Origin of the sequence: Diaphorobacter sp. J5-51, assembly GCF_001023515.1 — a bacterium.
Taxonomy (GTDB): Bacteria; Pseudomonadota; Gammaproteobacteria; order Burkholderiales; family Burkholderiaceae_C; genus Diaphorobacter; species Diaphorobacter nitroreducens.
Genome location: NZ_JSYI01000032.1, coordinates 130,960 through 151,777 on the forward strand (window position 1 = coordinate 130,960; position 20,818 = coordinate 151,777).

Annotated in this window: 17 protein-coding genes; 15 read left to right on the forward strand and 2 right to left on the reverse strand. The window is 68.2% G+C overall.

The annotated features are described in order from the left end of the window. Positions 1 to 131: 131 nt before the first annotated feature. A complete protein-coding gene (gene mnmH / locus OX89_RS04960) occupies positions 132 to 1,181 on the reverse strand; it encodes a tRNA 2-selenouridine(34) synthase MnmH (RefSeq protein WP_047349888.1) in 1,050 nt (349 codons plus the stop codon). 128 nt (positions 1,182 to 1,309) lie between these two features. On the opposite strand from mnmH, the gene selD reads away from it, so the two are divergent. The 3 genes from selD (at position 1,310) to apbC (ending at position 4,617) form a co-directional block, all read left to right on the forward strand. After that, positions 1,310 to 2,380, forward strand: coding sequence for a selenide, water dikinase SelD (selD, locus tag OX89_RS04965; RefSeq protein WP_047349795.1), 1,071 nt, complete (start codon positions 1,310 to 1,312; stop codon positions 2,378 to 2,380). Beyond that, on the forward strand, positions 2,377 to 3,447 hold the full coding sequence (locus OX89_RS04970) for a tellurite resistance/C4-dicarboxylate transporter family protein (protein ID WP_047349796.1): 1,071 nt from the start codon (positions 2,377 to 2,379) through the stop codon (positions 3,445 to 3,447). Before selD ends, OX89_RS04970 begins: the two co-directional genes overlap by 4 nt. Before the next feature lie 78 nt (positions 3,448 to 3,525). Continuing rightward, positions 3,526 to 4,617: an iron-sulfur cluster carrier protein ApbC gene (gene apbC, locus OX89_RS04975; protein WP_011806575.1), complete on the forward strand. Its 1,092-nt coding sequence runs from the start codon at positions 3,526 to 3,528 to the stop codon at positions 4,615 to 4,617. A gap of 21 nt (positions 4,618 to 4,638) precedes the next feature. Here the strand turns inward: apbC and pstS are convergent, their stop codons facing one another. Next, on the reverse strand, positions 4,639 to 5,754 hold the full coding sequence (pstS, locus tag OX89_RS04980; protein ID WP_047349797.1) for a phosphate ABC transporter substrate-binding protein PstS: 1,116 nt from the start codon (positions 5,752 to 5,754) through the stop codon (positions 4,639 to 4,641). 350 nt (positions 5,755 to 6,104) lie between these two features. Between pstS and OX89_RS04985 the strand changes: the two genes are divergently transcribed. The 12 genes from OX89_RS04985 (at position 6,105) to OX89_RS05035 (ending at position 20,761) form a co-directional block, all read left to right on the forward strand. Continuing rightward, on the forward strand, positions 6,105 to 8,090 hold the full coding sequence (locus tag OX89_RS04985) for an NADH-ubiquinone oxidoreductase-F iron-sulfur binding region domain-containing protein (protein ID WP_047349798.1): 1,986 nt from the start codon (positions 6,105 to 6,107) through the stop codon (positions 8,088 to 8,090). Next, positions 8,087 to 10,978: a formate dehydrogenase subunit alpha gene (fdhF, locus tag OX89_RS04990; RefSeq protein WP_047349799.1), complete on the forward strand. Its 2,892-nt coding sequence runs from the start codon at positions 8,087 to 8,089 to the stop codon at positions 10,976 to 10,978. Before OX89_RS04985 ends, fdhF begins: the two co-directional genes overlap by 4 nt. 21 nt (positions 10,979 to 10,999) lie before the next feature. Next, positions 11,000 to 11,581, forward strand: coding sequence for a DUF3305 domain-containing protein (locus OX89_RS04995; RefSeq protein WP_047349800.1), 582 nt, complete (start codon positions 11,000 to 11,002; stop codon positions 11,579 to 11,581). Next, entirely contained in the window at positions 11,574 to 12,257 is a 684-nt protein-coding gene (locus OX89_RS05000) for a DUF3306 domain-containing protein (protein WP_047349889.1), read from the forward strand. The genes OX89_RS04995 and OX89_RS05000 overlap by 8 nt, the downstream gene beginning before the upstream one ends. Further along, positions 12,217 to 14,280, forward strand: a complete 2,064-nt coding sequence (locus tag OX89_RS05005) for a 4Fe-4S dicluster domain-containing protein (RefSeq protein ID WP_047349801.1) — start codon at positions 12,217 to 12,219, stop codon at positions 14,278 to 14,280. Before OX89_RS05000 ends, OX89_RS05005 begins: the two co-directional genes overlap by 41 nt. Continuing rightward, complete coding sequence (locus OX89_RS05010) at positions 14,277 to 14,915, forward strand: molecular chaperone (RefSeq protein ID WP_047349802.1); 639 nt, start codon at positions 14,277 to 14,279, stop codon at positions 14,913 to 14,915. The genes OX89_RS05005 and OX89_RS05010 overlap by 4 nt, the downstream gene beginning before the upstream one ends. Before the next feature lie 170 nt (positions 14,916 to 15,085). Continuing rightward, complete coding sequence (locus OX89_RS18015; RefSeq protein ID WP_084002003.1) at positions 15,086 to 15,298, forward strand: formate dehydrogenase; 213 nt, start codon at positions 15,086 to 15,088, stop codon at positions 15,296 to 15,298. Between the two features lie 21 nt (positions 15,299 to 15,319). Next, positions 15,320 to 18,292 (forward strand): formate dehydrogenase subunit alpha, encoded by a 2,973-nt coding sequence (locus OX89_RS05015; protein ID WP_047349803.1) that lies wholly within the window; start codon positions 15,320 to 15,322, stop codon positions 18,290 to 18,292. A 10-nt stretch (positions 18,293 to 18,302) separates the two neighbouring features. After that, a complete protein-coding gene (fdh3B, locus tag OX89_RS05020; RefSeq protein WP_011806563.1) occupies positions 18,303 to 18,923 on the forward strand; it encodes a formate dehydrogenase FDH3 subunit beta in 621 nt (206 codons plus the stop codon). Then, positions 18,920 to 19,153, forward strand: coding sequence for a lipoprotein (locus tag OX89_RS05025; protein ID WP_047349804.1), 234 nt, complete (start codon positions 18,920 to 18,922; stop codon positions 19,151 to 19,153). Before fdh3B ends, OX89_RS05025 begins: the two co-directional genes overlap by 4 nt. Before the next feature lie 13 nt (positions 19,154 to 19,166). After that, positions 19,167 to 20,372, forward strand: a complete 1,206-nt coding sequence (locus OX89_RS05030; RefSeq protein ID WP_011806561.1) for a formate dehydrogenase subunit gamma — start codon at positions 19,167 to 19,169, stop codon at positions 20,370 to 20,372. Beyond that, positions 20,369 to 20,761 carry a hypothetical protein gene (locus OX89_RS05035; RefSeq protein WP_047349805.1) on the forward strand — a complete coding sequence of 131 codons (393 nt, stop codon included), beginning with the start codon at positions 20,369 to 20,371 and terminating at the stop codon, positions 20,759 to 20,761. Before OX89_RS05030 ends, OX89_RS05035 begins: the two co-directional genes overlap by 4 nt. Positions 20,762 to 20,818: the final 57 nt, after the last annotated feature.

Consider the following 20,818-nt stretch of genomic DNA (forward strand, 5'->3'; position numbering starts at 1 on the left):
TGGGTTTGAGCCTAGCCGAAGGCGGCGTGTTCCCGTACGAATCGCCGGGATTTCTTGTGCGCGAGAGGGTTTTAAAAATGATAGCTGCTTGCGCTTGTCCATAAAGCGCTGCAGCCTGATTTGATTCCAAACTATTCCAGCGCCAGCACGGCCTGCGCCACGCTGGCGATGCCCTCGGGCGACAGGTCCGGCGCGCCCACGCGCTGGCGTGTCTCCCAGTGCGTGAAGTTGCGCGCCTGCGAGCGTCCGTAGTGCGGGTCGTAGTGCAGCAGCATCAGCTCGGCGAACAGCGCGGACAGCTCCCCCGCCCGGGCCCAGGCCTGCCAGCGCTGCACGACTTCCTTGCCCTGCAGCTCGGTGAGCGTGCCCAGGCGCTTGGCCAGTGCATCGGGGTCGTCGCCCAGATAGGCGTAGTCGCGCAGCAGGTAGGCCAGGCGCTCTTCGGGCGTGGCTTCGATCTCGATGCACGCGGCGGCGCGCAGGCGTTGCACCAGCGGCACGGGTACCGTGAGGCGGCCGATGCGCGCGCTCTCACCCTCCACATACACGGGGCGGGACAGGTCCAGCGCCTCCAGTGCGGTGGCGATCTGTGTCTCGAAATTTTTCTGCGATGGCTGGGGCACGCCCGGCAGCGCGCCGAGCAGCGAGCCCTTGTGGCGGGCGCAGTGCTCCAGGTCCAGCACCTGCGCGCCCATACTGGCCAGTTGCTGCAGCACGCGCGTCTTGGCGCTGCCGGTGGCACCCACCAGCACGCGCAGCTCCAACTGCGGCACCAAGGTCTCGATCTGCGTCATCACATGGCGGCGAAAGGACTTGTAGCCGCCGGCGAGCTGCTGCGCGTCCCAGCCCACCAGGCGCATCCACTGCACCATGGAGCCGCTGCGCATGCCGCCGCGCCAGCAGTAGACCAGCGGGCGCCAGTGTGCGGGCTTGTCGGCGAAATGCGTGCGCAGGTGGTGCGCCAGGTTGGCCGCCACCATGGCCCCGCCCACGCGGCGCGCCTCGAAGGCGCTTTGCTGCACGTAGATGGTGCCGACGATGGCGCGCTCCTCGTCGTTCAGCACCGGGCAGTTGATCGCGCCGGGGATGTGGTCCTCGGCGTATTCGGCGGGCGAGCGCGCGTCGATGAGGGCGTCGAACTGGTGGCGGTCTTCGGGACGGGTGGGGCGGTGGTGGGACACGGGAATGCAGTGCTGAACAAAGCCGGGCAGGTGCGAATCTGGGATGATGCGCGCGGCGCGCCCGCGGCACACTTTTTTGCGTCGGGGCAGGCGCCATTGTCCGTCACCGCGCTTTTTCCCTGTTTGCCATGAATGCTTCCGCCCCCACCGCCGCCCCTTCCCATCCGCGCCTGACCTCGCTGTCGCATGGCGGCGGCTGCGGCTGCAAGATCGCGCCGGGCGTGCTGTCGCAGATCCTGCAGCAAAGCGGCGCGGGCGCCGTCATGCCGCCCGAATTGATGGTGGGCATCGAGACCTCGGACGACGCGGCCGTGTACCGCCTGAACGAGAGCCAGGCGCTGGTGGCTACCACGGACTTCTTCATGCCCATCGTGGACGACCCATACGAGTTCGGCCGCATCGCTGCCACCAACGCGCTGTCCGACGTGTACGCCATGGGCGGCAAGCCCATCATGGCGCTGGCGCTGGTGGCCATGCCGGTGAACACGCTGCCGCTGGACGTGATCGGCGCCATCGTGCGCGGCGGGCAGGACGTGTGCCGCGCGGCGGGCATCCCGATCGCGGGCGGCCACACCATCGACTCGGTCGAGCCCATCTACGGCCTGGTGGCCATGGGCCTGGTGCACCCGGACCGGGTGCGCCGCAACGCCGGCGCCCAGCCGGGCGACGTGCTGGTGCTGGGCAAACCGCTGGGCGTGGGCGTGTATTCGGCCGCGCTGAAGAAGGAGCAACTGGCCGACGCCCACTACCGCGAGATGATTGCCGCCACCACGCGTCTGAACACCCCCGGCCCGCTGCTGGCCGAGCTGCCCGGCGTGCACGCCATCACCGACGTGACGGGCTTCGGCCTGGCCGGCCATGCGCTGGAGGTGGCGCGCGGCGCGGGCGTCACGGTGCAGATCGACTGGGCGCGCGTGCCGCTGCTGCCCGGCGTGGCGGACCTGGCCGCGGCGGGCTTCGTGACCGGCGCCAGCGGCCGCAACTGGGCCGGCTATGGCGAGGGCGTGGCGCTGTCCGCCGGCCTGCCAGCCACCGCACAGGCGCTGGTGACGGACCCGCAGACCTCGGGCGGCCTGCTGGTGGCCTGCGCGCCGGACAGCGTGCAGGACGTGCTCGCGGTGTTCGCGCGCGAGGGCTTCGCGCAGGCGGCGGTGATCGGCAGCGTGCAGGCGGGGCCGGCACGGCTGGAGCTGCGTTGAACACGCCGCCGGGGTCGCCGCCGCAGCTGGCTACTCCGGCGGGGCAGGGGGGATTGCGCGAGCTGTCGCCTGCCTACTTCGGCCTGGTCATGGCCACAGGCATCGTTTCACTGGCTGCGGACATGCTGGGCCATCCCCTGCTAGCGCGCGCGTTGCTGGCCTTGAATGCCGTGCAGTACGTGGTGCTGTGGATCTTGTATGTACTGCGGGCCTGGCGCTATCCCCGGTGTTTCTTTGGCGACATGGTGGACCACGCGCGCGGGACCGGCTACTTCACCATGGTGGCTGCCACGGGCATCCTGGCCAGCCAGTGCATCGTGCTGCTGGGCCATGTGCCGCTGGGCTTCGCGCTATGGGCGCTGGCGGCGCTGCTGTGGCTGGTGTTGACCTACACCATCTTCACGGCCTTCACCATCCGCCGGGACAAGCCCCCGCTGGACCGGGGCATCAGCGGTGCCTGGCTGCTGGCCGTGGTGTCCACGCAGGCGCTGGCCGTGTCCAGCGCCCTGCTGGCCGCGCGCATCGGCCAGCCGCTGCGGCTGGAACTCAACCTGCTGGCGCTGTCCATGTGGCTGTGGGGCGGCATGCTCTACATCTGGATGATGGCGCTGATCTTCTACCGCTACCTGTTCTTTCCCTTCTCACCGGGCGACTTGTCGCCGCCGTACTGGATCAACATGGGGGCCATGGCCATTTCCACGCTGGCCGGCTCGCTGCTGATCCTGAACGCGCCGCAGGCGCCGTTCCTGGTGTCGCTGCTGCCGTTCCTCAAGGGCTTCACGGTGTTCTACTGGGCCGCGGGCACCTGGTGGATTCCCATGCTGGTGCTGCTGGGCATCTGGCGCCACGGCGTGCGCCGCTTTCCGCTGCGCTACGACCCACTGTACTGGGGCGCAGTGTTTCCGCTGGGCATGTACGCGGCCTGCACCTGGCAGATGGACCAGGCCATGGCCTTTGGCTTTCTGGATGCGCTGCCCCGGCTGTTCTTTGCCGTGGCGCTGCTGGCCTGGCTGCTGGCGTTCATCGGCATGCTGCGCAGCGTGGCGCGCCAGCTGCGTGGGCTGTAGGCAAACAAAGGCACAGGCGCGCCAGTGCCAAGGCCGCTTGGCTAGACTCCGGCTTTCTCTTCAGCAAACCACACAACCATGGCACTCACAGAACAGGCATTGTTGGCGGCGATCGCCGGCGTCCAGGATCCGCACACGGGCAAGGACTTCGTGAGCACGCGCGCGGTGCGCAATGTGCAGATCAACGGCGGCGATGTCGCCTTCGACGTGGAGCTGGGCTACCCCGCCAAGAGCCTGGTGCCCGAGTTGCGCCGCCAGTTCATCGCCGTTGCCAAGGCAGTGGCGGGCGTGGAGAACGTGTCGGTCAACATCAACACCAAGGTGATCGCACACGCGGTGCAGCGGGGCGTACAGCTGCTACCGCAGGTGAAGAACATCATCGCCGTGGCCTCGGGCAAGGGCGGCGTGGGCAAGAGCACCACGGCCGCCAACCTGGCCCTGGCGCTGGCCGCTGAAGGCGCCCGCGTGGGCGTGCTGGATGCCGACATCTACGGCCCCAGCCAGCCCATGATGCTGGGCATCAGCCGCCGCCCGGAGAGCGAGGACGGCAAGACCATGGAGCCGCTCGAGAACTACGGCGTGCAGGTCATGTCCATCGGCTTCCTGGTGGACCAGGACGAGGCCATGATCTGGCGCGGCCCCATGGCCACGCAGGCGCTGGAGCAGCTGCTGCGCCAGACCAACTGGAAAGACCTGGATTACCTCATCATCGACATGCCGCCGGGCACGGGCGACATCCAGCTCACGCTCTCCCAGCGCGTGCCCATGACCGGCGCGGTGATCGTCACCACGCCGCAGGACATTGCGCTGCTGGACGCCAAGAAGGGCATCAAGATGTTCGAGAAGGTGGGCGTGCCCATCCTGGGCATCGTGGAGAACATGGCCGTGCACGTGTGCAGCAACTGCGGCCATGTGGAGCACATCTTCGGCGCCGACGGCGGCAAGAAGATGGCCGCCGACTATGGCATGGACTACCTGGGCGCGCTGCCGCTGGACATGCACATCCGCCTGCAGGCCGACAGCGGCAAGCCCACCGTGGTGGCCGACCCCGATGGCGAAGTGGCCGCCATCTACAAGAAAGTGGCGCGCGATGTGGCCGTGAAGATCGCGCAGCAGGCCAAGGACTTCTCCAGCAAGTTCCCCACCATCTCGATCAGCAAGAACACTTGATCTGCCAGGGCGCGTTGCGGCTCAGCGCAGCGCGAGCCGCGCGCCCGCGCCTTCCTCTGCTCCGCCCATCACGGGCAGCGGCTTGCCGTCCGGTGCGCGCACCGTGCTCAGCAGCGCCACCACGCGGGCCTGCGTCTCGGCGGGCAGCGGCGCAAAGCCGGTGCCGGCCACCGCGCGGTCGCCCATCAGGAACGAGCGATAGAAGAAGTTGAGCGCGCGTGCCGTGCGCTCGGGCGCGGCGGGCTTGCTGTCGATCACGATGTAGGTGGCCGACACGATGGGCCAGGCCATGGGGCTGTCCACGTCCACCAGCGGCGGCGCGTTCAGGCCGTCACGAAACAGGTTGGCGCCGCGCACGGCGGCGCGGTAACTCGCCAGCGAAGGGGTCACCCATTCGCCGCGCCGGTTGCGCAGCGCGACGGCGGCGGGACCGTCGCCCACCACATAGTCCGATGAGACGTAGCCCAGGGCACCGGCGGTGGCCTGCACCGCCGCCACCATCTTGCTGGAACCCTCCACGGTCTGGATCGCGCCGCCGGCGGGCCAATTCGCACGTCCTTCCTTGAGGGGGATGGCGCTGTCGTCCGCGGCCGCGGCCTGCCGCAGGTAGGCGAGCAGCACTTGCGTGGTGCCCGAGCCGTCGGCCCGCACGACGCGCGTGATCGGCAGGTTGGGCAGCTTCAATTCAGGGTTCAGCGCGGCAATCGCCTTGTCGTTCCAGTGGTCGATGCGTGCGGCGAAGATGGCGGCCAGCACCTGCGCGTCCAGGCGCAGCCGCCCGCTGGCTACGCCCGGCAGGTTCACGACCGGCACCACACCGCCCACCAGCGTGGGGAACTGGATCAGGTGATGCTGGGCCAGCTCCTGCTGCGACAGGGGAATGTCGGTGGCGCCGAAGTCGACCTGCTGCGCCTTGATCTGCTGCACGCCTTGGGTAGAGCCGACGGCTGCGTACTGGACCTTGGTGCCGCGCTCCTGCGCATAGTGGCTGGCCCACTGGGCATACACCTTGGCAGGAAAGGAAGCGCCCGCGCCACGCAGGGTGATGTCTTGGGCCAGTGCGGGTGCGGCCAGGCCCAGGCTGACCAGCACGGGGGCGGCGATCAGCGCGATACGCGATCGGAAAGTCGTTTGCATAGCGAGAAAGCGTCGGGAAGAGTGGTAGGGCAGGGTCCGCATGTGCCGCAATCCAGGGGTGCGGCGGCGGGGGGCTGCAGGGCCGGGCGGGAGCCAGGAGCGGAGCGCGGCTTTGAAGGGCGCGCATCTTACCGGCCTTTGCAAGGAGGCAGGACGGCTGGATGAGATGCCATGCAGCGGGAGCGGTATGGAGCCAAGGTGCCGAGGGCAAGCGAAGTGCGCGCAGGCAAGCGCGGGACGGTGTGCCGGACAGCAGGGCCCCGCCTTAGTCCTGCCCGGTGGGACGGCGTGCATTGACGCCGCGGGGGGTGTGGCGCACACTGCCTGCGCTTCCTTTTCCCCGCGATTCCATGATCTCCCGACCCGAATTCACCGCCGTGCCCGTGGCCACGGCAGACGATCTGCGCGAGCGCCTGCGCCGCAAGGCCCACCTCAAGGGCCGCCAGCCCGAGGCCTCTGCCCTGGCCGAGGTGCAGGCGCTGATCGGCGCGCGCCCGCCCGAGGGCTATGCGCGCGACCGGCTTATCGAGTACCTGCACCTGATCAATGATCGCCACGGCGCGCTGTACGAGCGGCACCTGGTGGCGCTGGCGCGCCTGATGAACCTGCCCATGGCCGAGGTGTACGAGGTGGCAAGCTTCTACCACCACTTCGAGGTGCTGCGCGACGCCGACGGGCCGCCGCGCCTGGTGTTGCGCGTGTGCAACGGGCTGTCCTGCTGCATGGCGGGGGCCGACGCGTTGCTGGCCGAACTGCCCGGGCGGCTGAGCGCCGCGGGCCATGGCGACGTGCGTGTGCAGGCCGCGCCGTGCGTGGGCCGCTGTGAGCAGGCGCCTGTGGCCGTGGTGCACCAGTGCCCGGTGCCGCGTGCCACGCTGGGGGCGGTGCTGGAGCGGGTCGATTTGATGCCGGATCGGGCTCGGGCCCAGCACCCTCAAGCGCCGACAGCTCCTGTTTTTGAAGCGCTGCCGCAAACGGCCATCACGCGCGGGCCGGAGGCGGTCGCGCCGCCGTGGGTGGGGTTGGCCGCCTATCGGGCGCGCGGCGGCTATGCGTTGGCCGCCGGCCTGGCGCAGGGGCGCGTGCCGGCCGACGGCGTGCTTGCGGCCATGGAGGACTCAGGCCTGCGCGGCCTGGGCGGTGCGGGTTTTCCGGCGGGGCGCAAGTGGCGCATCGTGCGCGAGCAGGCGGCCCTTGCCGGGCGCCAGGCCGCCCCGAGCGAGGCAACGGCCCCCTCGGCGGGCAGCGGACCACGCGAAGCCGGGGAGCGTGGGGGCGTGGCCCTCATGGCGGTGAACATCGACGAGGGTGAGCCCGGCACGTTCAAGGACCGCACTTACCTGGAGCGTGACCCGCATCGCTTCCTGGAGGGTGTGCTGGTGGCTGCACAGGTGGTGGGCACCGCAGAGGTGTACATCTACCTGCGCGACGAATACCACGGCTGCCGCGCCCTCCTGCAGACAGCGATTGCCGAACTGCAGGCCGACCCGCCGTGCGCCTTGCCGCGCATCGAGCTGCGCCGCGGGGCAGGCGCCTACATCTGCGGCGAGGAGTCCGCGATGATCGAGAGCATCGAAGGCAAGCGCGGCGAGCCGCGCATGCGCCCGCCCTATATCGCCCAGGTGGGGTTGTTCGGCCGGCCCACGCTGGAGCACAACTTCGAGACGCTGTACTGGGTGCGCGACATCGTGGAAAAGGGCCCCCAGTGGTTTGCCAGCTTCGGCCGCCACGGGCGCAGGGGGCTGCGCAGCTTCAGCGTGAGCGGGCGGGTGAAGGAACCCGGCGTGAAGCTGGCACCCGCGGGCATCACGCTGCGTGAACTGGTGGATGAATACTGCGGCGGCATGGCCCAAGGGCACGTGCTGTATGCCTACCTGCCCGGTGGCGCGTCGGGCGGCATCCTGCCGGCGCGGCTGGCCGATGTGCCGCTGGACTTCGACACGCTGCAGCCGCACGGCTGCTTCATCGGATCGGCGGCCGTGATCGTGCTCAGCCAGCACGACCGCGCGCGCGATGCCGCGCTGAACATGATGCGTTTTTTTGCGCACGAGAGCTGCGGCCAGTGCACGCCGTGCCGCGTGGGCACGGCCAAGGCGGCGCAGCTCATGCAGGCACCGCTGTGGGACGAGGACACGCTGGACGACCTGGCGCAGGTGATGGCCGACGCTTCCATCTGCGGGCTGGGGCAGGCGGCACCCAACCCGATCCGCTGCATCCACAAGTACTTTGCGCATGAGGTGGGCGAGGGCCCCTGGCCCGGCGACCTGCCGCTGCCGCGCGGCGGCGTGCGCACCGAGCGCATCCCGCCCGCCGCTGTGCCGGAGGATCGCCCATGAGCGCCGCACCGCACACCGGCGCAGGCGCCGTGCCGTTCGAGCTCGACGGCGAACTCTTGCAGGCCCTTCCGGGCGAAACCCTGTGGCAGGCCGCGCGCCGCCACGGCGTGCAGATCCCCCACCTGTGCCACACCGATGGCCTGCGGCCCGACGGTAACTGCCGCGCCTGCGTGGTGGAGATCGAAGGCGAGCGCACGCTGGCGCCCAGCTGCTGCCGCGCGCCCACGCCCGGCATGCGCGTGCACGCCCAGAGCCCCCGCGCGCTCAAGAGCCAGCAGATGGTGCTGGAACTGCTGCTGTCCGACATGCCAGAGACCGGCTACAAGTGGAACGACGCTTCAAAAACAATAGCTGATAGCGCTTGCCAGGAGAGCGCTGGAGCACAATTTGACCAAGTACCAACGCCCCCGGGGCAGCATGGCGAGTTGAGCGCCTGGGCCGATGCGCTGGGCGTGGCCGTGCGCCCCGCACTGGCCGCACTGCGCCGCGCGCAGCCCGCGCCCGACCTGAGCCACCCGGCCATGGCCGTGCACCTGGACGCGTGCATCCAGTGCAACCGCTGCGTGCGCGCCTGCCGCGAGGAACAGGTCAACGACGTGATCGGCTATGCGCTGCGCGGAGCCGACAGCAAGATCGTCTTCGACCTGGACGACCCCATGGGCGCCAGCACCTGTGTGGCCTGCGGCGAATGCGTGCAGGCCTGCCCCACGGGCGCGCTGAGTCCCAAGACCCACATCGGCCCGCAGAAGGTGGACCGCACGGTGGACTCGGTCTGCCCGTTCTGCGGCGTGGGCTGCCTCGTCACCTACCACGTGAAGGACGAAAAAATCGTGCGCGTGGACGGCCGTGACGGCCCGGCCAACCGGGGCCGCCTGTGCGTGAAGGGGCGCTTCGGCTTTGACTACGCGCACCACCCGCAGCGCCTCACGGTGCCGCTGGTGCGCAAGCCGGGCGTGCCCAAAGACGGGCAGGGCGCGGTGCGCCCCGACGACTGGCGCGAGGTCTTCCGCGAGGCGACCTGGGACGAGGCGCTGCAACTCGCCGCCGGCGGCCTGCGCGCGCTGCGCGATGCGCACGGCCCCAGGGCGCTGGCGGGGTTTGGCTCGGCCAAGGGCAGCAACGAAGAGGCCTATTTGTTCCAGAAGCTGGTGCGCACCGGCTTTGGCAGCAACAACGTGGATCACTGCACGCGGCTGTGCCATGCCTCCAGCGTGGCGGCGCTGCTGGAGGGCGTGGGCTCGGGCGCGGTGAGCAACCCGGTGAGCGACGTGGCGCATGCCGAGGTCATTCTGGTGATCGGCTCCAACCCCACATCCAACCACCCCGTGGCCGCCACATGGATGAAGAATGCCGCCCGGCGGGGTGCAAAGATCGTGCTGGCCGACCCGCGCGTGACCGACATCGGGCGCCACGCCTGGCGCGTGCTGCAGTTCCGGCCCGACACCGATGTGGCCGTGCTCAACGCGCTGATCCACACGGTGATCGAGGAGGGCCTGGCCGACGAGGCCTTCATCCGTGACCGTGCGCTCAACTACGAGGCCCTGCGAGAGAACGTGCGCGCCTACAGCCCTGAGGCCATGGCGCCGCTCTGCGGCATTCCCGCGGACACGCTGCGCGAGGTGGCGCGCGCGTTCGCCACGGCCAAGGCGTCGATGGTCCTCTGGGGCATGGGCGTGAGCCAGCATGTGCATGGCACCGACAACGTGCGCTGCCTGATTGCCCTCGCCACCGTCACCGGGCAAATCGGCCGGCCCGGCACGGGCTTGCATCCGCTGCGCGGCCAGAACAACGTGCAGGGCGCAAGCGACGCGGGCCTGATCCCGATGATGTTCCCCAACTACCAGCGCGTGGACAACGCCGAGGCGCGCGCGTGGTTCGAGCAGTTCTGGGGCTTGCCGCTGGACGACGCGCCGGGTTACACCGTGGTCGAGATCATGCACAAGGCCCTGGCCGATGAGGCCGACCCGCACAAGGTGCGCGGCATGTACATCATGGGCGAGAACCCGGCCATGAGCGACCCTGACCTGAACCATGCGCGCCAGGCGCTCGCGAGCCTGTCGCACCTCGTGGTGCAGGACATCTTCCTGACCGAAACCGCCTGGCTGGCCGACGTGGTGCTGCCCGCCAGCGCCTGGCCCGAGAAGACCGGCAGCGTGAGCAACACCGACCGCATGGTGCAGCTGGGCCGGCGCGCGCTCACGCCACCGGGTGACGCGCGGCCCGACCTGTGGATCGTGCAGCAGATGGCGAAGGGCATGGGCCTGGCCTGGGACTACGAGGGCGAAGAAGCTGGCGTGGCTGCCGTCTACGAGGAAATGCGCCAGGCCATGGCCGGCGCCATCGCGGGTATCAGTTGGGACCGGCTGGAGCGCGAGTCCAGCGTGACCTACCCCTGCCTCTCGGCCGAGGACCCGGGCCAGCCCATCGTATTCACCGAGCGCTTTCCCACCCCCACGGGCCGTGTGACGCTGGTGCCGGCCGACATCATCCCGGCCGACGAGCGGCCTGATGCCGACTACCCGCTGGTGCTCATCACGGGCCGCCAGCTGGAGCACTGGCACACGGGCAGCATGACGCGGCGATCGGCCGTGCTCGATGCCATCGAGCCGCACGCCACGGCCTCGCTGCACGGCGACGAACTGGCGCGCCTAGGGCTGGCGCCGGGCGACTGGGCGGCGATCCGCTCGCGCCGCGGTGCCGTACAGGTGCGTGTGCGCCGCGACGACGGCACGCCGCGCGGTGCGGTGTTCATGCCGTTTGCCTATGTGGAAGCGGCGGCCAACCTGCTCACCAATGCGGCGCTGGACCTGTTCGGGAAGATTCCCGAGTTCAAGTATTGCGCCGTGGCCGTGCGGGGCATTGCGCCGCCGCAGGGGCAGGGCGGCTGACTCCGGCGTACAGTGGCGCGCATGTCCTCCCGCCCCTTTATCTCCGTTGCTGTGGTCATGCGCCGCGAGCACCTGAACAACCGCTGGCAGCCCTGGCGCTGGTCCCTGGGCGAGGTCGTGCCGCATGAAGACGTGTTTGGCACCACGCCCCGCCTGTTGCGCCAGAGCGAGGCCGAGGAGCACTGGCTGTTCCCCGGCTTCGCCGTGGAGCTGTTCCGCGACGATATCGAGGGCTACCACCTCAATCTGAGCGCGCCCGAGCCCTGTTGGTTCGTGCACTGGCGCATGGACGAGGAGCCCGGCGCGGACGGGCACCAGCTGGCGCGTCCGGTCGATGTGAGCCTGAGCTACCACGATGCGGGCCGATGGCTGGATGCGCAGGAAAACGTGGACCAGGTGCCCGCGCCCGGCCCGGTGCGCGAATGGCTTCAGGCCTTCGTGACGGAGCACTACCAGCCCGAGCCCAAGCGCCGCCGCCGGCCCGAGAGCTTCCGCCCACTGACCGACCGGTTCGGCAACCCCGCTTCCATCTCCACGGGCAAGACGCGCGGAGGCGGCGGTGGCGGTGGTGCGCCGGCAGAAGGCGAGGGCGGTCATGGCTGAGGGCTTCCTGGGCCGCTGGTCGCGGCGCAAGCAGGAGGCGCGAGACCCCGAAACCGCTTCCCAGACCGAGGTGGAGGTTGCTGCGGCGCCCGATCTGCCGCCGCAGCGTGAAGCACCTGTGGCACCCGTGCAGCAACTCACCGCACAGCCAGCAGCGCAACCGGCAGCCGCAGCGCGGCCGTTGCCTACGCTGCAGGACGTGCAGGCGCTCACGCCAGAGTCCGACTTCTCCAGTTTCGTGACGCGCGGCGTGGCGCCGGAGGTTCGCAACGCCGCCATGAAGAAGCTGTTCAGCGACCCGCACTTCAATGTGATGGACGGGCTGGATGTCTATATCGACGACTACACCCAGCCCACGCCGCTGCCGCTGAGCACGCTGCGCCAGCTCGCCAGCGCCAAGGTGCTGGGGCTGGTGCAGGAGGACGCGCCGCAGGAGCGCGCCAGCGCGGCAAAGGCCAGCCAGGGTGCTGGGGTGATCGCGGCGCCGCAGGCCGCGGGCGGCCTTGATGTGGCACAGTCCGGCGTATGCAACGCCATTCCTAGCCCGCAGGCGCCGGATGCTGCACCGCAGCAGACCGCGCCCGCCAGCCACCTACCCGATGCCCAAGACGCTGATATGCGATTGCAACCGGACCATGCCCCTGGACCCCAGGGCACTGGGAACGGCTCTGCATGAGGAGCTGACGCTCCACTCCACCCTGTGCCGCCGCGAGGCCGGCGCCTTCCAGCAGGCCGTGCGCAGCGGCGAGACGGTGCTTGTCGCCTGCACCCAGGAACAACGCCTGTTCACCGAACTGGCCGAGCAGACCGAAGGGGCCACTTCGCCCCTGCGCTTCGTCAACATTCGCGAGACCGGCGGCTGGAGCCGCGATGCGCGCCAGGCCGGCCCCAAGATCGCTGCGTTGCTGGCGGCGGCCCATCTGCCAGAGCCCGAGCCTGTGCCCACCGTGAGCTTTCGCAGTGGTGGACGTCTGCTGATCATCGGTGCGCTGGATGCCGCCGAGCGTGCGGCCACGCTGCTGGCCGACGTGCTGGACGTGACGCTGTTCGCGCAAGGCCCCGGTGATGCCGGTGGCCGGCAAGAGCGGCGCTTTCCCGTGCTGGGCGGGCGCGTTGTGTCACTCAAGGGTTGGCTGGGGCGATTTGCGCTGCAATGGACGGCGGACAACCCCATCGACCTGGACCTGTGCACGCGCTGCAATGCCTGCGTGACCGCCTGCCCCGAGAACGCCATCGGGCTCGATTACCAGATCGACATGACGGCCTGTACCGGCCACCGCGATTGCGTGAAGGCCTGCGCGGTGGCGGGTGCCATCCGCTTCGAGCGCGAGGCCGAGGTGCAGTCGCAGGACTTTGATCTGGTGCTGGACCTGCGCCCTGCCGGCGCCGGGCCCACCTTTTTGCAGCACGCGCTGCCGCAGGGGTACTTCCGCTGGGACGGGCAGGACCTGCAGGCGCTGCTGCGCCTGCGCGACCTGGTGGGTGAATTCGAGAAGCCCAAGTTTTTCAGCTACCGCCAGAAGCTCTGCGCCCACAGCCGCAACCGTGGGGTGGGCTGCAATGCCTGCGTGGACATCTGCTCGGCCGAGGCCATCAGCAGCGACCCCGTGCGCCAGCAGGTGGTGGTCAATCCACACCTGTGCGTGGGCTGCGGCGCCTGCACCACGGTCTGCCCCACGGGCGCCATGGGCTATACCTACCCGTCCGCGCAGGACATGGGCACGCGCATCCGTACCCTGCTGTCCACTTATGCCCAGGCCGGCGGCCGCCAGCCCAGCCTGCTGCTGCACAGCCAGGAGAGCGGGCAGCAGCTCGTGCATGAACTGGGGCGCGCGGCCCAATTGGGCGTGGCCCAGGGCGTGCCCGCGCACATGATCCCCGTGGCGCTGTGGCATACAGCCAGTGTCGGTATCGATCTGTGGCTCAGTGCCATCGCGCAGGGGGCGACACAGGTGGCGGTGCTGTTCACGGGGGACGAGGCACCGCAGTACGTGGAAGGCCTGCAGTCGCAGATGGCGGTGGCGCAGGCGTTGTTGCACGGCCTGGGCTATACGGGCACGCATCTGCATTGCGTGCATGCGCGCTCCGCGACCGATCTGGATGCGGGGCTGCGCGCGATCGGCGGCGCGTGCGGCAGCGTACCGGCGCAGGCCGCCCGCTTCACGCCGACCAATGACAAGCGCGCCACGCTGGAGCTGGCGCTGGATCACCTGGTGACCAATGCCCCCGCGCGCGAGTTGCCCGAGGCCATTGCGCTACCCCAGGGGCCATCTCCGTGGGGTACGGTGGTCGTGGACAAGGACCGCTGTACGTTGTGCCTGAGCTGCGTGAGCGCCTGCCCCGCCGGCGCGCTGCAGGACAATCCGCAGGCACCGCAGCTGCGCTTCACTGAGCAGAATTGCGTGCAATGCGGCCTGTGCGAGCGCACTTGCCCCGAGAACGCCATCGCGCTGCAGCCGCGCATGCTGCTCACGCCGGAGCGCGGCCAGCCGCGCGTGCTGAACGAGACCCAGCCCTATGGCTGCATCCGCTGCGGCAAGCCTTTCGGCACGCTGCAGGCCATCGAGGCCATGCTGGGCAGGCTGGCCGACCACCCGATGTTCCAGGGCGAGGCGCTGGAACGCCTCAAGATGTGCGGCGACTGCCGCGTGATTGACCTGTACTCCGCCCAGAACGAAGCGAAAGTGACCGACCTGTGAGCAGCCCCACCACAGCCCACCTCACCGCCCCGGCCACCACCTCCGCGCTGGACGAGGAAACTGCGCGCGCCGAGCTGTACGGCCTGCTGGCCCAGCTGTACTACGCGTCGCCCGACCCGGCGTTGCTGGATGCGCTGCGCGTGGCCGTGACCGAGGCGCCTGCCAGCGGGGCCTTTTTGCAAGAGCCCTGGCAGCAGCTGGTGGCCGCAGTGCGCGAGATGCCGGACAGCGCGGTGGCGGCTGAGTACGACGCGCTGTTTGGCGGCGTGGGCAAGCCCGAGGTGTTTTTGTATGGCTCGCATTACCTGAGCGGTTTTCTGAACGAAAAGCCTTTGGCCCGCCTGCGCGCCGACCTGCATCGCCTGGGCCTGGCAGCGCGCGAAGACATGCCCGACACCGAGGATCACATTGCCTATCTGTGCGAGGTAATGCGCTACCTGATCGCCGGAGACGATGGCGGCGTGTGTCATCTGGAGTCGCAGCGCGCCTTCTTCGCGGCGCATGTGCAGCCCTGGGTGCTGCAGCTGTGCGACGCGCTGGCGCAGCAGCCGCGGGCACGCTTTTATGCGGCCTTGGCGCAGTTCACGCGTGCCTTCATGGCCGTGGAGGCGCAGGGCTTTGACATGCTGGAGTGAGTCCGACAGCCCCATAGCGCAAATCTGCAAAAGATGCTTGGCGCCCCGCCCTAAGGTGAGTCAGCGTAGCAAGTGCCGTTGCTGCAATGGGGTCAATGTCCTAGACTGTATGAATGCGGTTGCATAAGCCGCCTTTTTTTATTTTCTTGACATCTTTTCTGGAGGCGTAAATGCAGGATCGCCAGCCCACTTCCTCCCGCCGCCGTTTTTTTGCAGGTGCTGCCACGGTCGGTGCCGCAGCTGCCTCGGTGGCTGTTCTTCCGCGCATGGTTGCCTCTGGGCAGTCTGTGGCCGAGCAGGCACCTCGCCCCGCCCCTGAGCGGGGCGGCGGCTACCACGAGTCGGAACACGTCCGTCACTACTACAAAACCACCCGCATCTGATGCGGCACAGCGGGGTTCGCCATGTTGCTGACTAAAAAATCTTCTGGCCTGCCGCAAGGTGCGCAGGCTTCTTCATCGCCTTTCGTGCACAGCCTGCGCCGCGGCCTGGCGCAGGCCCTGCCCACCATGGATCGCCGTGCGTTCCTGCGCCGCTCGGGTCTGGGTGTGGGGGTGGGCCTTGCCGCTTCGCAGCTCACGCTGGTGCGCAAATCGCAGGCCGCCGAGGGCGCCAAGGTTGCCATCGGCGACACCAAGGTCGAGGTGCGCCGCACCGTGTGCACGCACTGCTCGGTGGGCTGCGCGGTGGATGCGGTGGTGGAGAACGGCGTCTGGGTGCGCCAGGAGCCGGTGTTTGATTCGCCCATCAACCTGGGCGCGCACTGCGCCAAGGGTGCATCGGTGCGCGAGCACGGCCACGGCGAGTACCGCCTGCGCTACCCGATGAAGCTGGTCAACGGCAAGTACGAGCGCATCAGCTGGGATACGGCGCTGAACGAGATCACCGCCAAGATGCAGGAGCTGCGCCAGGCCAGCGGCCCCGACAGCGTTTACTTTGTGGGCTCGTCCAAGCACAGCAACGAGCAGGCGTATCTGCTGCGCAAGTTTGTGAGCTTTTGGGGCACCAACAACTGTGACCACCAGGCGCGCATCTGCCACTCGACCACGGTGGCAGGTGTGGCCAACACCTGGGGCTACGGCGCCATGACCAATTCGTACAACGACATGCAAAACAGCAAGGTCGCTCTGTACATCGGCTCCAACGCGGCTGAAGCCCACCCCGTGAGCATGTTGCACATGCTGCATGCCAAGGAAACCGGCTGCAAGATGATCGTGGTAGACCCACGCTTCACCCGCACCGCTGCCAAGGCCGACGAGTACGTGCGCATCCGCTCGGGCACCGACATTCCTTTCCTGTTCGGCCTGGTCTATCACATCTTCAAGAACGGCTGGGAAGACAAGAAGTACATCCATGACCGTGTCTACGGCATGGAAAAGGTGCGCGACGAGGTCATGGCCAAGTGGACACCCGACAAGGTGGAAGAGGCCTGCGGCGTCAAAGAAGAACAGATGTTCAAGGTTGCGAAGATGCTGGCCGACAGCCGCCCCGGCACCATCGTGTGGTGCATGGGCCAGACGCAGCATTCCATCGGCAATGCCATGGTGCGTGCCTCCTGCATCTTGCAGTTGGCCCTGGGCAACGTGGGCAAGAGCGGTGGTGGTACCAACATCTTCCGTGGCCACGACAACGTGCAAGGCGCGACTGACGTTGGCCCCAATCCTGACTCCCTGCCAGGCTACTACGGCCTGGCCGAAGGCGCGTGGAAGCACTTTGCCAACGCCTGGGGGGTCGACTTCGAGTGGATCAAGGGCCGCTACGCCACGCCCGCGATGATGACCAAGAACGGCATCACCGTCTCGCGCTGGATCGACGGCGTGTTGGAGAAGAACGAGCTCATCGACCAGGATTCCAACCTGCGCGGCGTGTTCTTCTGGGGGCATGCCCCCAACTCGCAGACGCGCGGCCTGGAGATGAAGCGTGCGATGGACAAGCTCGACCTCTTGGTCGTGGTTGATCCCTATCCGTCGGCCACCGCCGCCATGGCGGCCATGCCCGGCAAGCCCGAGGACTTGAACCCCAACCGCGCGGTGTACCTGCTGCCCGCGGCCACCCAGTTCGAGACCAGTGGCTCGTGCACGGCATCCAACCGCTCGCTGCAGTGGCGCGAAAAGGTCATCGAGCCGCTCTGGGAGAGCCGCAGCGACCACATGATCATGTACCAGTTCGCGCAGAAGCTCGGCTTCGACAAGGAACTGGTCAAGAACTACCAGATGCAGAAGGTCAAGGGCATGGACGAACCCGTGCCCGAGGACATCCTGCGTGAGATCAACCGCTGTGTCTGGACCATTGGCTACACCGGCCAGAGTCCGGAGCGCCTGAAGGCGCACATGAAGAACATGCACATGTTCGACGTGAAGACGCTCAAGGCCAAGGGCGGCAAGGACAAGGAAACCGGCTACGACTTTACGGGCGACTACTTTGGCCTGCCCTGGCCGTGTTTTGGCTCGCCCGAGATGAAGCACCCGGGCTCGCCCAACCTGTACGACACCAGCAAGCATGTGATGGATGGCGGCGGCAACTTCCGCGCCAACTTCGGCGTGGAACGCGACGGCGTCAACCTGCTGGCCGAAGATGGCTCGCACTCGGTGGGCGCCGATCTCACCACCGGCTACCCCGAATTCGACCATGTGCTGCTCAAGAAGCTGGGCTGGTGGGCCGACCTCACCGAGGCGGAGCAGAAGGCGGCCGAGGGCAAGAACTGGAAGACCGACCCCTCGGGCGGCATCATCCGCGTGGCGATGAAGGTGCACGGCTGCCACCCGTTCGGCAACGCCAAGGCGCGCGCGGTGGTCTGGAACTTCCCCGACCCCATTCCGCAGCACCGGGAGCCCATCTACGGCACGCGTCCGGATCTCGTGGCCAAGTACCCCACGCACGATGACAAGAACGCGTTCTGGCGGCTGCCCACGCTCTACAAGAGCCTGCAGCAGAAGAACGTGGCCGACAAGGTGTATGAGAAATATCCGCTGATCCTTTCGTCCGGCCGTCTGGTCGAGTACGAAGGTGGTGGCGAGGAAACCCGCTCCAACCCCTGGCTGGCCGAGCTGCAGCAGGAGTCGTTCGTCGAGATCAACCCCAAGACGGCGGCCGATCGCGGCATCCGCAACGGTGAGCGCGTTTGGCTCAGCACCCCCACGGGCGCGCGCCTGAATGTGCAGGCCCTGGTGACCGAGCGCGTAGCGCCCGACACCTGCTGGATGCCATACAGCTTCTCAGGCCGCTGGCAGGGCGCCGACATGCTGGCGTATTACCCCAAGGGGGCAGCGCCTCTGGTGCGTGGCGAGGCCGTGAACACCGCGACAACGTATGGCTACGACGTCGTGACCATGATGCAAGAAACCAAGACCACGATCTGCAACGTGGAACGCGCATAAGGAGGCAGCGATGGCACGGATGAAATTCATTTGCGACGCGGAGCGTTGCATCGAGTGCAACAGCTGCGTGACGGCGTGCAAGAACGAGCACGAGGTGCCCTGGGGTGTGAACCGCCGCCGCGTGGTGACCCTGAATGACGGCGTGCCCGGTGAAAAGTCCATCTCGGTCGCCTGCATGCACTGCAGCGATGCGCCTTGCATGGCGGTGTGCCCCGTGAACTGCTTCTACCGCACCGAAGAAGGTGTGGTGCTGCACGATAAGGATGTCTGCATCGGCTGTGGCTATTGCAGCTATGCATGCCCGTTCGGTGCGCCGCAGTTCCCCTCGCAGGGCACTTTTGGTGTGCGCGGCAAGATGGACAAGTGCACCTTCTGTGCCGGTGGTCCCGAGGAGCACGGCAGCCAGGCCGAGTTCGAGAAGTACGGACGCAACCGTCTGGCCGAGGGCAAGCTGCCCGCCTGTGCCGAAATGTGCTCCACCAAGGCGCTGCTGGCCGGTGACGGCGACGTGGTCGCCGACATCTTCCGCACCCGCGTGGTCCAGCGCGGCAAGGGTGCCGAGGTGTGGGGCTGGGGCACGGCCTATGGTTCCAAGCAGGCCGGCCAGCCGCCGGCGGGAGCAAAGTCATGAAGACGCGTGCATGGCATGTTCTGGGCGCCCTGGGCGCAGCCGTGGCCCTGACGGCCTGCGGCGAAAAACCGCAGACCGGCGGCGGTGTGAAGTACGACGCACCGCCCTACGCGGGCACGGGCAGCAACTTCACTTCTCCCGACTGGAAGGCGGGCGATGCGGGCAGCTGGGAGCAAAAGCTCAAGACCCGCATGCAGTACGGCCAAAACGAATACAACCGCGTGCGGTGATGCGAGGTCTGCCATGAAACACCTCTTGTGTGCATTGCTGCTTGCCAGCGGTGCCGCGTGGGCGCAGGCCCCGGCGGCGCCCGCCAGCGACGCGGCAGCGCCCGCGGCGGCAGACGCTGCCCCTGTGCCGGCGGCGGTTGGTGCCGTCAAAAGCCAGAACATCTTCGACGTGAAGCCCGATGCCAGTGAGGAGCCGGGCTACGCCCAGCAGACCAACGGTGAGCGTGCCAAGGTTCAGCCGGGCAACAACGCGCCCATGTGGCGGCAGGTGCGAGATGGGGTGACGGGCTACAGCAGCCTGCCGGCGAGCCAGGCCCCTGAGGCCGGCAACCTGATCCAGCCGTTCGCGCAATACCCCGGCTCGCGCTACACCACGGCAGGCCAGGCGTGGCGCGAGGTGCGCAATAACTGGATCATTCCCTACGGCGCGGCCTTGCTGGGCATCACCGTGCTGGCGCTGGCCATCTTCTTTGTGACCAAGGGCACCCTGGGCCACGCGGATGCCGAGGCTGGCGGTCGCCGGATCGAGCGCTTCACGCCCTTCGAGCGCGCGGCGCACTGGTCCAATGCGATTGCGTTCGTCACGCTGGCCATCACGGGCATCCTGATGGCGTTCGGCAAGTTCTTCCTGCTGCCTGTGCTGGGCGCACAGCTCTTCGGCTGGCTGGCGTACGCGGCGAAGAACGTGCACAACTTCATGGGCCCGCTGTTCGCCGTGTCGCTCACGGTGATCATCGTCACTTTCATCAAGGACAACATCGCCAACCGCGCGGACTTTGTCTGGTTGTCCAAGGCAGGTGGCATGTTCACCAACAAGGAAGTGCCGTCGCACCGTTTCAATGCGGGCGAGAAGGGCATGTTCTGGTGGGGTATCACCATCCCTGGCGTGTTCGTCGTGCTGTCGGGCCTGGTGCTCGACAAGCTGATCCCCGGCTGGGGCCTGCTGCGGGGCGAGATGCAGATCGCACACATGGTGCATGCCACGCTGGCCCTCTGGATGATGGCGCTGCTGCTGGGCCACATCTACATGGGCACGATCGGCATGCGCGGGGCCTACAAGGCCATGAAGACCGGTTACGTGAGCGAGGCCTGGGCGCGCGAGCACCATGAGCTGTGGGCCGACGATGTCCGCAGCGGCAAGATTCCCGCACAGCGCAGTGGTGCGGCTACCGCCGCGCAAACCACGCCTTCCCACCCCGCCGTAGGAGGAACCTCATGATTTTTGCAGCAACTCTCGTGCGCCGCTGCACAGCGGGTCTGGCGCTGGCGTCGTTGGCCGGCGTGGCAGCCGCCAAGCTGCCGCCCCTGTCGCCCGAGGCACAGGCCAAGGCGGCAGAGACCGCCTCCAAGGCCGCATGGTCCGGCAAGGTGGACGCCTATAAGCTGTGTCAGGCACAGGACCGCGTGGTGGCGCACTACCGCCGCACCGCGCCGAACGCCGCGCCTGCGGTTTCTGCCCCCGCGTGCCTTGATCCGGGTCCTTTCAGCTACACGCCGCCGGAGGCCAAGCCGCTAGAGGCCGCGGGTGCTCACTCGCCTGCGGGCACTGCCACCAGCCCCCCCAACACGGCCGTGCCGGCCGCCGCCGCGTCGGCCCCCAAGAGCTGACCGAGCCGCCAGTCCGCGGTGCCTGGAGGCCCGTGGGCCGGTGACCGTGGCCTCTGT

Coding starts and splice junctions, on each gene's coding strand:
- selD (WP_047349795.1), top strand. CDS start 1,310: ATGAATGCTTCCGCCCCCACCGCCGCCCCTTCCCATCCGCGCCTGACC.
- apbC (WP_011806575.1), top strand. CDS start 3,526: ATGGCACTCACAGAACAGGCATTGTTGGCGGCGATCGCCGGCGTCCAG.
- pstS (WP_047349797.1), bottom strand. CDS start 5,754: ATGCAAACGACTTTCCGATCGCGTATCGCGCTGATCGCCGCCCCCGTG.
- OX89_RS04985 (WP_047349798.1), top strand. CDS start 6,105: ATGATCTCCCGACCCGAATTCACCGCCGTGCCCGTGGCCACGGCAGAC.
- fdhF (WP_047349799.1), top strand. CDS start 8,087: ATGAGCGCCGCACCGCACACCGGCGCAGGCGCCGTGCCGTTCGAGCTC.
- OX89_RS04995 (WP_047349800.1), top strand. CDS start 11,000: ATGTCCTCCCGCCCCTTTATCTCCGTTGCTGTGGTCATGCGCCGCGAG.
- OX89_RS05000 (WP_047349889.1), top strand. CDS start 11,574: ATGGCTGAGGGCTTCCTGGGCCGCTGGTCGCGGCGCAAGCAGGAGGCG.
- OX89_RS05005 (WP_047349801.1), top strand. CDS start 12,217: ATGCCCCTGGACCCCAGGGCACTGGGAACGGCTCTGCATGAGGAGCTG.
- OX89_RS18015 (WP_084002003.1), top strand. CDS start 15,086: ATGCAGGATCGCCAGCCCACTTCCTCCCGCCGCCGTTTTTTTGCAGGT.
- OX89_RS05015 (WP_047349803.1), top strand. CDS start 15,320: ATGTTGCTGACTAAAAAATCTTCTGGCCTGCCGCAAGGTGCGCAGGCT.
- fdh3B (WP_011806563.1), top strand. CDS start 18,303: ATGGCACGGATGAAATTCATTTGCGACGCGGAGCGTTGCATCGAGTGC.
- OX89_RS05025 (WP_047349804.1), top strand. CDS start 18,920: ATGAAGACGCGTGCATGGCATGTTCTGGGCGCCCTGGGCGCAGCCGTG.
- OX89_RS05030 (WP_011806561.1), top strand. CDS start 19,167: ATGAAACACCTCTTGTGTGCATTGCTGCTTGCCAGCGGTGCCGCGTGG.
- OX89_RS05035 (WP_047349805.1), top strand. CDS start 20,369: ATGATTTTTGCAGCAACTCTCGTGCGCCGCTGCACAGCGGGTCTGGCG.